The sequence below is a fragment of the Nostoc sp. EspVER01 genome (assembly GCF_034530635.1).
GTDB lineage: Bacteria > Cyanobacteriota > Cyanobacteriia > Cyanobacteriales > Nostocaceae > Nostoc.
Map to the genome: position 1 here is coordinate 124,063 of NZ_JAVRCS010000017.1, position 12,941 is coordinate 137,003.

A 12,941-nucleotide genomic window follows, 5' to 3' on the forward strand; every position below is an offset into this window, starting at 1 on the left:
TTACTTGGATTATGAGAAATTTATCTAATTATTTTGTCTGTAAAAAATTATAATCCTCATTAAATCTTTAGATTTATAGATTATTTTTTGAAAGTCTCAATTCTGCTCTAGAAATTATGCAATACCTATACTATTTGGCCAATGCTAGTCTGACACTGCGGGTTGTGGAATATTTTAGTAGGAATGACTTTTATGTGGAATTTATTACTGTACTTAATCAATTTCATGGTTGGGTAATCAACGTCAAAATTAAATCTTTTGTACCGGAACAAAAAGATAAAGATATTAAAGCTTTCTTGAGCGAAGTGGGAATTATTTACTCACCACCCGAATTCATAAGTAATGTTCTGAGCAGTTTGGAAGCTGGAGAATCAGCAATTAATGTTATGGAACGCTATAAGGTAGCCGTAGTTTCTCATGGTAGACCGCAACCCAATGAAATTGAAATATTCCGACAAAGTTATATCCGTGGATTGGGCTACTGTCCGCAAAACTTAGCTTGACATAAACTTAGACAACTACAGAATCAAATACTGCCATCCCCAACTTATACCAATTCAATTAATGATTGCAACACATCCTTGGGTGAAGACGCGACGCCAGTCGCTACAACGGGGAGGCAGCGCGGTCTTGGGGGTTCCCCCCATGAGCGACTGCCGTGGGAACCCCCGCAACGCGCTGGCTCATGAATCGCGTCTCTACAAATTGGTCTATTTGTCGCATTCTTTTTTTTTAACTGGTATTAAATCTGTGCCAGTGTATTTGTACTATATATTTTCTGTTTGATTTCTAGCCAGTTGTGGTGTTCGTGCAGCGTCTCGTAGAGAAGCGGTGACGCTTGTGCTGCATCCACCTTAAGGTGGTTCGGAGAGCGTAAACGTCAACAACTGGCCATTGGGTGGGATTTTGAGACGGGAATTAATCCCTTGGAGAATTTTCTCAATGTCCCTGTAACCCTGTTGATATATAAATTAAAACTGCAACAGAAAAACTTTGGATGCCAAATTGCCAAAAGCACTAAACACAAATAGACATCTTGCAAAAGTAACTGCAAGATGTTGGGGCAAGGTTAAAGGTTAAAGGGGAAAAATTTCATACCTTTACCCTTTTCCCCACAATGCCAAGAAGTCTAATAGACTTCTTACATAAACGCTATATATATTTAGAAAGATCGGCTAGATTTGCAATCATACCTTGTATGGTAGTTCTGCACCCACTTTCAGATTTCATCGACTGCGATTTTGTGATCGCCAACTCATCTTGTAGCTATTGGTACGAAGGGCGTTGTCCGCAAAGTGGCGATCGCCTAAAATTACCCCGCACTTCAATGTCCGAAACGATCGCCCACGGACTAATGCAACATCTTGCCAAGAATGACTGTTATTCTCGTGAAGGGAAGATGTATGGAATACTATTAGTTGAACTGCCTAATGGCGAACAACGAGTACTAAAAGCTTTTTCTGGTCTTTTGAATAGTTGCAGTGTGGTTGAAGGCTGGGTGCCGCCAATTCCTGGACGAGATGAAGTTGCTTTCGAGGAAAACCGGACTTTGGCACAGTTGGACGCGATTAAGCAAGAAATTATTACCTTGAAGCAACTAACCGAACGCCAGCAGTATGAAATCCTGTTTAATGACTTTGAGCAGCAGTTACAAGCAATGAGCGATCGCCATCGCTATTGCAAACATCAACGACAAGAAAAACGTCAGCTAATCTGCAATACACTCACTCCCGAAGCGCTTACTATTGCCCTTGAACAACTTGACGAAGAGAGTCGTCAGCAGGGAATTGAGCGACGACAACTTAAACGCCAGCAAAATGCTGTATTACAGCCCCTACAAAAGGTAATTGCAGCGGCGGATGCGCAAATTAGCGAATTGAAACAACGGCGCAAAGCACTTTCTGGTCAATTGCAAGCTCAAATGCACGCTAGCTACAGTCTGACTAATTTTTCCGGGCGATCGCAATCATTGCAACAATTGATGCCAGGAGGTTCGCCCACTGGTACAGGAGACTGTTGTGCCCCAAAGCTGCTGCATTATGCAGCAACACATAATCTCAAACCATTGGCAATGGCAGAATTTTGGTGGGGTGAGTCGTCCGTAAATCAGGATAAAGTTCAAGGAGAGTTTTATGGAGCCTGTGCCGAGCGATGTCAGCCATTAATGGGGTTTTTACTTTCAGGGTTAAGACCTAACCCCCCAGCCCCCTTCCCTGATAGGGGAGGGGTTTGGGGAGAGGTCACTTTACCGATTATTTATGAAGATGAATGGCTGATTGCTGTCAACAAACCTGCTGGATTACTTTCAGTACCCGGTCGTTATCGCGATCGCCAAGATAGTGTTTTGAGTCGCTTACGTAATTTGTTACCTGATGGTATGGTGCTTATATCTCTGCATCGCCTAGATCAAGAAACTTCTGGGATTTTGTTGTTAGCACGCGATCGTCAAACCCATCGGCAACTCAGCCAGCAGTTTCAGCAACGGCGGATTCACAAGGTTTATGAAGCCATACTTTCGGGTGTTTTGACAATTGAGCAAGGTAAAATTGAACTGCCATTATGGGGAGATCCTGAAAATCGCCCTGAGCAAAAAGTTGATTGGCAACACGGTAAGCCCAGCTTGACACACTTTCAGGTAATGGCGAGAGAAGGAGATTATACCCGCGTAGAATTTACACCACTAACAGGACGCACTCATCAGTTGAGGGTTCATGCTGCTGATACACGAGGACTTGGGATAACTATTTTAGGCGATCGCCTTTATGGATGCTGTGCAGTTACCAGTCGGTTACATCTACACGCCAGAGAACTTCGCTTCGAGCATCCGCAGTTAGAAAAAACCTTGCATTTACAAGCAATTACGCCATTTTGACTAGTCATATTACAGCAGATTTCAAGTCGGTGAGGTACACAAGCTAAGTCTGTTACCCGTTTTACTCCTGAATTCTGCTGTATATCAGCTTGATTTCTTGAAATCCCAAGAACCCCAAAGAGATAAAGCATAGCTTTATCTACCCTAACAGCTAGCCTATTGCTTTTTAAATTTGTATGTGATAATTTCTGCTTGTAGTTAATTCAACGGTTATCCGACCGACTTGCAGTACTTATAGAAATTAATATAGCTAAGAGGCTTCCCAATAAAAACTCCTGTGCCCAGTCCCCAATTATCAATCTGGCGATCGCAAATCTAAAATTTAAAATTGTATGACTAAAGTATTCATTCTCGATGCCAACAGACAACCGTTATATCCAGTACGCATCAGCCATGCTAGGCTGCTATTGTCACAAGGTAAAGCTACTGTCTTCCAGCGATATCCTTTTACTATCATTCTGAAGGAGTCCCTTTCTCATCTAAAACTTGAGCAACTTGGCTTTAAAATTCATCCTGGTATTAAAATAAATCGTAATTGAATTCTTCATTACGAACTTGTACTGAGTTTCGACTTCGCTCAACTACCGCGTAGCCGTAAAGCCTGCGGCATAGCTACGCTTCGGGCGCAGCCTCTCCAAGAGTTGTATTACGAATTACGAATTAGTAATTAGTTAATCTTAGTCGCCTCCTCAACAGAGGAATATAGATGACGAACCACACTATTTCAGAACCGTTATCAGAAGACCAATGGTTTATTGAGAGCCAAGAACTACGATCCTTTGTCGCAACAGTGCGGGAAATTAGCGCTAGCACTGTTGACGATCGCACCCAAACTCTCGCTAGACTAGAACCCTATTTTCAAGAACTGCTTGCTCAACAGGAATGGCTACCGAAAGAGTTTGCCCAAGTCAATCCCGAAAGCCGCATGGGTGGCGGTATTGGTCAGTGGCTGCTTTATCGTGCTAAAGACCGTTCCCTGTCAGTATTCAGTTTGGTGATTCCCCCAGGTTCAACGACTCCCGTCCACGATCATTTAGCTTGGGGATTGATTGGTTTATACAAGGGTAATCAAGAAGAAACAGTCTATCGCCGTGTAGATAGCGGTAATGACGAAGGACACGCACAATTACAAGTAACTGAAGTGCGTAGCCTTCAACCAGGGGATATCTACCGTCTCTTACCCCCAGATGGTGATATCCACGCCGTCAAAACCACATCTCAGAGTGCATCTGTATCCATTCATACCTTGGGTAATGATACTGGTTGCGTCTTGCGTCACCAGTTCATCCCAGCATCTCACAGCGTCAAATCCTTTCGCTCTGGATATTCCAACGCTCCCTGTAAAGAAGAGGAGGAAAAAGAACATGGCCAATTATATTAGACCAAAACCCCCAGTTTTCGAGCGAGTTGAAGACGAACGCCTGCACCGTAAGCAACGCCTCGCCGCTGCCTTTCGCCTGTTTGGTAAGTTTGGCTTCAGCGAGGGAATCGCAGGCCATATTACGGCTCGCGATCCTGAGTTTACAGACCATTTTTGGGTCAATCCATTCGGGGCATACTTCGGTCATATCCGAGTTTCTGACCTGATTCTAGTTAACAAAGAAGGTGAGGTGGTTAAAGGCGATGCTGAGGTAAATCAAGCTGCTTTCGCCATCCATTCTCAGATTCATGAAGCTCGACCTGATGTCATCGCAGCAGCTCACGCCCATTCACTTTATGGTAAAGCCTGGTCTAGTTTGGGGCGTCTTCTTGACCCCTTGACTCAAGATTCTTGTGCTTTTTACGAAGACCATGCCCTGTTTGACGATTTTACAGGTGTTGTTTTAGAAACTTCTGAAGGTCAGCGATTGGCGCAAACTTTGGGGCCAAAGAAAGCCATAATCCTACGTAACCATAGTATTTTAACTGTGGGACATACAGTCGATGAAGCTGCCTTCTGGTACATTAGCTTAGAGCGATCGTGCCAAGGTCAACTGTTGGCAGAAGCTGCGGGTAGACCTACTGCTATCAAACACGAAACAGCCCGTTTAACACAAACTCAAGTGGGGTCACATGTAAGTGGATGGTTCAGTTTCCAGCCCCTTTACGACCGGATTGTGCGCGAAGAACCCGATTTACTAAATTAGTACTGTGTTTTTTGGCATTGGGATAATAGGCGGGGAAGTATCAAGTTAACCCACTTCCCGCTATTGTGATGTCATTTATATCTACTAAATTATCTAATTTTATTTATATACTCCGGTAAACCTATAAGTTTATAGTATTGCTATAGTTCAGAGAAATCATTTTGATGATTAACCAAATCTTTCGCCGCTTAATTCCCAAGTGGATATCGTTGATAGAATTCAGGAATATCCCGTTTAACAACCAACAGAAATTATTCTTTTCTTTTCCTTTGCCAATAGTGGGGGCTTTTGTTACAGGTCTTTGTCTGAGCTTGCTATTTGCTGCTTGTTCATCGACACCGACTGTTAATGCACCTAATCTCAGTGCTACATCTCAGGGTAATTCTACTTCCAGTAAAGCAACAGTAGTCAGATTTGGCTATCAAAAAACGACCGTTTTGCTTAGAACTAAGGGTGTTTTAGAAAAGCGTTTAGCGCCAGAAGGTATCACTGTACAGTGGACTGAATTTCAAGCGGGGCCACAACTACTAGAAGCCATGAATGTGGGTAGTATTGACATTGGCCCTGTGGGAGAATCACCGCCAATATTTGCCCAAGCAGCGGGGACATCACTAACTTATGTTGTTGGTACTGCCGCTACTCCGGCTAGTTCAGCAATTCTTGTTCCTCAAAATTCACAAATTCAAAAAGTTACTGACTTGAAGGGCAAAAGAGTCGCTTTTCAAAAAGGATCTAGTGCCCACTTATTATTAGTCCAAGCTTTAGAAAAATCTGGATTGAAATATACAGATATTGAACCTAAATATTTGGCTCCGGCTGATGCCCGTGCTGCATTTGTAAAAGGGAGTGTAGATGCTTGGGTAATTTGGGACCCATTTTATGCAGCGGCTCAAGAGGCGACTAAAGCCAGAGTCCTAATTGATGGCACAGGAATTAATAAACAGGGAGGATATTATTTGATGACTCGCAAATTTGTCACTGAAAATCCTCAAACTGTCAAGGCAATACTGGAGGAAATTAAAAATCTTGAAGAATGGTCTAAACAGAATCGAGAAGAGGTAGCAAAAACTCTTGCACCTGTGTTAGGAATTGACTTGGAAACGATGAAAAAAGCAACTAATAGGCGGACTTTTGGGATTGTACCAATTGACGACAATTTGATAAATCTACAACAAGGTGTTGCAGATACATATTACAAATTGAAGTTAATTCCCAAAGAGGTAAATGTAAAGGATGCAATGTTGACAAAAGAAGAATATGCAGCATTTTCACCAAAAACTTAAACTAGTACAATAGACCTCTTGCAAAAATATATTTTTGCAAGAGGGGGAAAAGGGGAAAGGTTAAAGGGAAAAGGTTTTTTATTCCTTTTCCCTACAATGCCAAGAAGTACAATGAATCGGGTGTAAGTATGTTGGCAGAATAAAACCAAACGATACTAACAAAAATGAAATTGGTGTTAGCAATAAAACAACTGACAATTTTTGAATTTTGAATCCTGGAATTGATTATGACTAATCCTACAGAACTACTGCGATCGCGTTACGGTGAAATTCCCTTCAACCCCGAAATTGCATGGAATGATTCTTTAACAGCACTACTATCTCACCGTTCAATTCGGTCTTATCTAGCCGAGCCTTTACCACCGGGAACTCTAGAGTTGCTAATTGCAGCCGCCCAATCTGCATCTACTTCCTCGAATTTGCAAACCTGGAGTGTGGTAGCAGTCGAAGATCAACAGCGCAAAGAGGAGTTATCCAAGCTGGCGGGAAACCAAGCACATATTAAGCAGGTTCCTTTATTCTTGGTTTGGTTAGCAGATTTGGCGCGTCTAAGTCATGTTGCTGACAGTCGCGGCATATCTCATGATGCGCTGGAATATTTGGAAATGTTTGTGATGGCGACAATTGATGCAACGTTAGCGGCGCAAAATGCAGCAGTTGCAGCTGAGTCACTTGGTTTAGGAACAGTATATATCGGTGGAATCAGGAACCGCCCACAAGAGGTAGCGGAGATTTTAAATTTGCCCTCCTCTGTGTATGCTGTATTTGGGCTGTGTGTAGGCTATCCGAATCCTGAAGTAGAAGCGGCAATTAAGCCAAGGTTGCCCCAGTCAGCTGTGCTGCATCGTGAAACCTATAAATTGGCAGAACAAGAAGAAGCGATCGCTCACTACAACGACATCATCAAAGAATTCTATACTGAACAAAAGATGAATGTTGCTGGCGATTGGTCAGAACACTCAGCCCAGCGCATCGCCACTGTAGAATCATTGAGAGGACGCGATCGCTTGCGTGAAGCTCTCAATAACCTTGGCTTCAAATTGCTGTAAACAAGAAGAATCAAGATTATGGATTTGCAACTCCGTGGCAAAGTCGCCTTAGTGACAGCTGCTAGCAAAGGTTTGGGCAAAGCTACAGCGAGGCAATTTGCCCGTGAGGGTGCAAAAGTTGTCATCTGCGCCCGCAGTGAGTTTATTGACAAAATTGCTGCGGAGATTGCAAGCGAAACAGGTACAGAAGTGCTATCTCTGCGTGCGGACGTTACTAGTCAAGAAGATATTGAACGAGTAATTAACGCCACAGTAGAAAAATTCGGCGGGTTGGATATCCTCGTTACCAACGCCGGAGGACCACCTGCTGGCACTTTTGATGATATTGATTTGGCAACTTGGGAAACTTCGCTCGATTTGACTTTGCTGAGTGCGGTACGTCTGGTAAAGTACGCTTTACCTCACTTACGCCAATCTACCGCACCAGCAATTCTGACCATCACCTCAACCTCAACTAAACAACCAGTCCAAAATCTGGTTTTATCTAATTCCATTCGATTAGCAGTGATTGGTTTAACGAAAACTCTCAGCCAAGAACTGGGTAGCGATAAAATTCGCGTCAACAGTATTCTACCAGGCTGGACATATACAGAACGGGTGGAAGAATTGATCGATGCCCGCATTGCTAAAAGTGGTGAAACGAAAGAAGCAGAAATTGCTAGAATCAATGGGACAGTCCCTTTGGGTCGTATGGGGACACCAGAAGAGTTTGCCAATGTTGCGGTATTTCTGAGTTCACCAGCAGCCTCATTTGTGAACGGAGTCATGCTGCAAGTAGATGGCGGAATTATTCAAAGCACATTTTGAGCGGCTCGATCCACCCCACCCCCGCCAAAGCTATGCTTTGTCTCCCCTCCCCGCAAGCCTACGGTGTACACACAAGTCGAAAAATTCTCTACAGTGAAACTGTCACGCCCACCCATATCCCGCCCAGAACTGAAGTTCTGGGCTGATAGCGAAACTCCACTGAAAGTGGACTAAATAATTAATTCAGTCCACTTTCAGTGGACTTGGGCTATGAGACTCGGAATTCATTCCGAGGCGGGATAAAAACACAGTGCGAGATTCATTAATAAAGAAAGATATAGACTTGTGTGTACACCGTAGCCCCGCAAGCGGGGAGGGGTGCGATGACTGTGGGAATCATAACTAAATTAGCCGGACTTGATATAAAAACTAACTTTGACTACTTTCATCATTTTTTCAAATGTTCTAAATAGACAGCAACCATCATCATAAAGCTGTTACATCTTTGTTAAGAATAGTTACAAGTTCTTAACACAAGGAAATATCTCTTATGGAAGTCTCACTTGAAAAGAATGCACCACATCGGGTTGTTATCGTTGGTGGCGGCTTTGGTGGACTATATACAGCAAAAGCTTTGAAGAAAGCAAATGTAAATGTTACTCTCATTGATAAACGTAACTTTCACCTATTTCAGCCGCTTTTATATCAAGTTGCCACAGGTACGCTATCACCTGCTGATATTTCTGCACCATTGCGATCTGTATTCAGCAAAAGCAAGAATACAAAAGTGCTGTTGGGAGAGGTAAATGATATTGATCCAAAAGCGCAACAAGTTATTTTGGGTGATGAAGTAGTACCTTATGACACATTAATTGTCGCCACAGGTGTTAACCATTCCTATTTTGGTAAAGATAACTGGAAAGAATTTGCTCCTGGCTTGAAAACTGTTGAAGATGCTATAGAAATGCGTCGCCAGATATTTTCGGCATTTGAAGCAGCAGAAAAAGAAACCGATCCAGAAATTCGCCGTGCTTTGTTGACTTTTGTGATTGTCGGGGGTGGACCTACCGGTGTAGAATTATCCGGCGCGATCGCAGAATTAGCATACCAAACTCTCACAGAAGATTTCCGCAGTATCAATACCTCAGAAGCGAGAATTTTACTATTGCAAGGTGGCGATCGCATCCTCCCACACATTTCACCAGAATTATCGAAAGTAGCAGCAGAATCTTTGCAAAAATTGGGTGTGGCTGTCTACACCAACACCAGAGTGACAAATATTGAAGGTAACATCGTTACTTTCAAACAAGGCGATGAATTGACAGAAATTACCTCAAAAACTATCTTGTGGGCAGCAGGTGTTCAAGGTTCGCCGATGGGGAAAGCCCTAGCAAAAAGTACAGGTGTAGAGTGCGATCGCTCTGGACGTGTGATTGTAGAACCAGACTTGTCTATCAGGGGTTATAACAACATTTTTGTAGTGGGAGATTTAGGCAACTTTTCCCATCAAAATGGTAAACCCTTACCTGGTGTTGCACCTGTAGCCAAACAACAAGGAGAGTATGTAGCAAAACTCATTAAACGTAGGCTTAAAGGTGAGACTTTGCCAGAGTTTCGTTACAATGACGTAGGTACATTGGCAATGATTGGGCAAAATTTAGCTGTTGTAGATTTAGGCTTAGTCAAACTCAAAGGTTTCATTGCTTGGCTCTTTTGGCTAGTAATTCACATCTACTTCTTAATCGAGTTTGACACTAAAGTAGTAGTAGCAATTCAGTGGGGATGGAATTATATTACTCGTAATCGTCGCTCCAGATTGATTACAGGTCGAGATGGTTTTGTAGAAGGAAAAACTGTTAACAATAGGCTGAAAGAGCCTTCGGGGACACCTCTTTAACTTCAGGGTTCGCAACCGATAGTACTTGTATCGTGTCCTGCTAAAGACTTTAGGGGGCAGGAGGGCAGATGAGTAATGAGTAATGAGTAATGAGTAATGAGTAATGAGTAATGAGTTGGGGCAGGGGAGCAGGGGGAAAGAGGCTGTGTAGCAAACGCTGTGAACCCTTTAAATTATTTACTGTCGTAGCTGGCGATCGCCACAATCGTAGATAAAGGAACTTCCGCAAAATACTGTTGCTGAAATTGCTCTTCTCGGACAGCAGCTAAAAATCGTGCAACTGCTTCGTCAGCAAGGTTTTCTACACTATCGTTTGGATTCCAGGTAATTTGTAAAGAACGGTCTTGTCGTTGAACTGTGAACCCTAAGTATTTTAAGGCTTTGATGCCGACAAGTAAGGTTTGGTCGCTGATGCCGATTTTCTCTAAAAGTTGTCCGCGGGTAACTAGTTGATTTGTGCGACTGAGATATTTGGCAATTCCGACAAGAGTCAGCCAAATTTGATTAGGTGGTTGGTGCTTAGGTTTAGACCAAGCGATCGCTAATTGTTGCTGATTCTCAAGCCCAGACGTAGAGCGGCTACTCGCCAAACATCGCCGCAACCACATACGTAAATCATCCCAATTTGTGGGACAATCTTCAATAATCAGTGCTGAGTGCTGAGTTGCTGAGTGTTCCTGATTCCGTAAGTCTAGGATGAAGGGTGTTAGCGATAGCTGAGTGTTGAGTGCTGAATTAGCAGAAGAACGCACGGCAATCAATCTGATTTCATAACGTTTTTTGAAGGTGTTATAGTCTAGTTCTGCTATGCAATCACACCTTCCTATAGGCAATTCATCTTTGTAATGTCCCCACCATAAGCCAGGAAAAGCACTTCTGCTAGAATCATCCCGAATATCAAACTCAGCTTTAATGTACTGTACCTTTTTCCCTTGCCAATCCTGCTGATTACGATGCCAAGAATTTTCAAACCAGCAGTTTTGAATTAGCAATTTCGGAACAGGATTACCCATTCCACAAGGTTCTAAGAGTTTGAGTTCCAAAAATAACTCTTTCCCAAAATCTGCTACCGTTACCGTCAAGTCTGCTTGCACAGTTGGCGTTAGAGTTGTACTACCCAAAGATTGCCGCAACTGCTGATTAATCGCCGCTGTAAATAAAGGAATATTCTCCACCAACAAACTCAAACCCGCTGCAAAGGGATGTCCCCCAAAGCGATGTAACAAATGTGCTTGCTCTTTCACCAGTTGGTATAAATCGACAGAATTCACCGAACGAGCAGAACCCCTTGCAAGCAGAGGGGCGGAGGGGCGGAGGGGCAGAGGAGAAGAATTGCCCCCCTGCTCCCCTGCGCCTCTGCTCCCCTGCTCCCCTGCTCCCCTGCTCCCCTGCTCCTCTGCGCTTTCCGTACTCAACAAAATCGTCGGGCGTCCAGTTTCTTGTGCTATCTGTCCCGCAACTAAGCCCAATACACCCGCAGGCCATTGGGCATCTTCTAAGACAATAACGCTGGTGGTTGATAAATCTAATTGAGTAAGTTTTTGCGCCACTTGTGCTTGCACATCTTTTTGTAAAGATTTGCGGCGGGCGTTAGCGAGTTCTGTAACTTCGGCGAGTTCGTTACAACGTTTGACATCCCGACTAGTTAGTAATTCCACGCAGAAACTAGCATCACCTTGGATACGACTAACGGCGTTAATTCTTGGCCCCAAACCAAAAGAAATATCTGTGGGGCGATCGCCACTTTTCTGGCACAATTCTAATAATCGCCCCACCCCTGGACGCCGCCGCGCTGCTGCTGGCTGTTTAAAATCTTCTTGTAGTCGTTGAATTCCCATCTGTGCCAAGTAACGGCAATCTCCACTTAACTGCACCAAATCGGCAATTAATCCAACTGCAACTAAATCTAATAAATCTTCTAACGGATATCTAGCAACATTGGGCAAGCTTTGATATAGTGCTTCCACCAACTTATAAGCTACCGCCACCCCAGAAAGATTAAATAACTGATGTTCTTTTGGAAAATAGCGAGGATTGATAATCGCTGCAACAGGTGGGCGTTCGGCTGGTAAGGTATGATGGTCTGTAACTATTACATCTATACCTAGCTGTTTAGCATAAATAATTTCTTCAACATTTGTGCTACCTGTATCGCAAGTAACAATTAATTTGCAACCTTCTTTTGCTAAGTTATCAATCCCTTGATTATTAAGTCCGTGGGATTCTTTCAGACGATTGGGAATGTAGTAAACTAACTGAGTATTTTGAGCAAAAAACTGCCCCAATCCATCCCAAAGTACAGATGTGGCGGTAATGCCATCAGCATCGAAGTCTCCCCAGATGGCAATCTTTTCTTTAGTATTATATGCTTGTTGCAACCGTGCGATCGCCAGATGCATTTCTTGCCCAAACTCAAAGGGACTTGCTGGTTGATAAACTTTATAGTTGATAAAAGCTGTTAATTGTTGACGATCTTTAATACCCCGTTGCCACAACAACTGCGCTGCATACAGTCCATTTGATGCAGGTGTATACTGTTTCACTGCTTGGATAAACCACTCTGGTGGTTGTTCAGTTGCTGTTATAGTCCACTGCTGTTGTTCTGGCATACAAACAAAGTTAGGATTTAGAAGTTAAAACTCTTAAAATCACAGAATTAAAAATATCTCCAGCAAGTCAAGCAATTAAAATCCTACGACTTAAATCTGATCGTATTATAAAACTTCTTCCTTTCTATTCCCTAGTCTCTACTCCCTGCCTCCACATTAGATTCAGTAATCAAATCGGGGGTTGCATATTTGCGGGATGATTTTACTATTTTTGTGGGGTGGGCATCCTGCCCGCCCGGAAATACAAGGGACGAGCAAGATGCCCACCCCACGCCTCAAATCGAATTGCTATAACTGCGAAGGCTGACGGGGTGACAAAGAGGCTAGAGCGCTGATTGAATAAGGGCCATAGCACGTA

General features: G+C 43.3%; 10 protein-coding genes. 9 read left to right on the forward strand and 1 reads right to left on the reverse strand.

The window, feature by feature from the left end; genetic code table 11:
* Positions 1-116 precede the first annotated feature (116 nt).
* The 9 genes from RMX69_RS16510 to RMX69_RS16550 all read left to right on the forward strand — a co-directional run bounded on the left by RMX69_RS16510 (position 117) and on the right by RMX69_RS16550 (position 9,974).
* Positions 117-503: a hypothetical protein gene (locus RMX69_RS16510; protein ID WP_289796086.1), complete on the forward strand. Its 387-nt coding sequence runs from the start codon at positions 117-119 to the stop codon at positions 501-503.
* Positions 504-1,198: 695 nt separating this feature from the next.
* Positions 1,199-2,872 carry an RluA family pseudouridine synthase gene (locus tag RMX69_RS16515; RefSeq protein ID WP_322638085.1) on the forward strand — a complete coding sequence of 558 codons (1,674 nt, stop codon included), beginning with the start codon at positions 1,199-1,201 and terminating at the stop codon, positions 2,870-2,872.
* A 332-nt stretch (positions 2,873-3,204) separates the two neighbouring features.
* Positions 3,205-3,411 (forward strand): RRXRR domain-containing protein, encoded by a 207-nt coding sequence (locus RMX69_RS16520; protein ID WP_322638086.1) that lies wholly within the window; start codon positions 3,205-3,207, stop codon positions 3,409-3,411.
* A 167-nt stretch (positions 3,412-3,578) separates the two neighbouring features.
* Positions 3,579-4,253: a hypothetical protein gene (locus RMX69_RS16525; protein ID WP_322638087.1), complete on the forward strand. Its 675-nt coding sequence runs from the start codon at positions 3,579-3,581 to the stop codon at positions 4,251-4,253.
* Entirely contained in the window at positions 4,237-4,998 is a 762-nt protein-coding gene (locus RMX69_RS16530) for a class II aldolase/adducin family protein (RefSeq protein WP_289796093.1), read from the forward strand. Before RMX69_RS16525 ends, RMX69_RS16530 begins: the two co-directional genes overlap by 17 nt.
* A 164-nt stretch (positions 4,999-5,162) precedes the next feature.
* A complete protein-coding gene (locus RMX69_RS16535) occupies positions 5,163-6,281 on the forward strand; it encodes a sulfonate ABC transporter substrate-binding protein (RefSeq protein ID WP_322638088.1) in 1,119 nt (372 codons plus the stop codon).
* Positions 6,282-6,508: 227 nt separating this feature from the next.
* On the forward strand, positions 6,509-7,330 hold the full coding sequence (locus tag RMX69_RS16540) for an NADPH-dependent oxidoreductase (protein ID WP_322638089.1): 822 nt from the start codon (positions 6,509-6,511) through the stop codon (positions 7,328-7,330).
* Between the two features lie 18 nt (positions 7,331-7,348).
* The gene (locus RMX69_RS16545) at positions 7,349-8,137 is read left to right on the forward strand and encodes an SDR family oxidoreductase (protein WP_322638091.1); all 789 of its coding nucleotides are present in this window, start codon (positions 7,349-7,351) and stop codon (positions 8,135-8,137) included.
* A 490-nt stretch (positions 8,138-8,627) separates the two neighbouring features.
* Complete coding sequence (locus RMX69_RS16550) at positions 8,628-9,974, forward strand: NAD(P)/FAD-dependent oxidoreductase (RefSeq protein ID WP_322638092.1); 1,347 nt, start codon at positions 8,628-8,630, stop codon at positions 9,972-9,974.
* Between the two features lie 173 nt (positions 9,975-10,147).
* Here the strand turns inward: RMX69_RS16550 and RMX69_RS16555 are convergent, their stop codons facing one another.
* Positions 10,148-12,583: a single-stranded-DNA-specific exonuclease RecJ gene (locus RMX69_RS16555; protein ID WP_322638093.1), complete on the reverse strand. Its 2,436-nt coding sequence runs from the start codon at positions 12,581-12,583 to the stop codon at positions 10,148-10,150.
* Positions 12,584-12,941 lie beyond the last annotated feature (358 nt).

Coding starts and splice junctions, on each gene's coding strand:
- RMX69_RS16535 (WP_322638088.1), top strand. CDS start 5,163: ATGATTAACCAAATCTTTCGCCGCTTAATTCCCAAGTGGATATCGTTG.
- RMX69_RS16520 (WP_322638086.1), top strand. CDS start 3,205: ATGACTAAAGTATTCATTCTCGATGCCAACAGACAACCGTTATATCCA.
- RMX69_RS16510 (WP_289796086.1), top strand. CDS start 117: ATGCAATACCTATACTATTTGGCCAATGCTAGTCTGACACTGCGGGTT.
- RMX69_RS16525 (WP_322638087.1), top strand. CDS start 3,579: ATGACGAACCACACTATTTCAGAACCGTTATCAGAAGACCAATGGTTT.
- RMX69_RS16555 (WP_322638093.1), bottom strand. CDS start 12,583: ATGCCAGAACAACAGCAGTGGACTATAACAGCAACTGAACAACCACCA.
- RMX69_RS16545 (WP_322638091.1), top strand. CDS start 7,349: ATGGATTTGCAACTCCGTGGCAAAGTCGCCTTAGTGACAGCTGCTAGC.
- RMX69_RS16530 (WP_289796093.1), top strand. CDS start 4,237: ATGGCCAATTATATTAGACCAAAACCCCCAGTTTTCGAGCGAGTTGAA.
- RMX69_RS16515 (WP_322638085.1), top strand. CDS start 1,199: ATGGTAGTTCTGCACCCACTTTCAGATTTCATCGACTGCGATTTTGTG.
- RMX69_RS16550 (WP_322638092.1), top strand. CDS start 8,628: ATGGAAGTCTCACTTGAAAAGAATGCACCACATCGGGTTGTTATCGTT.
- RMX69_RS16540 (WP_322638089.1), top strand. CDS start 6,509: ATGACTAATCCTACAGAACTACTGCGATCGCGTTACGGTGAAATTCCC.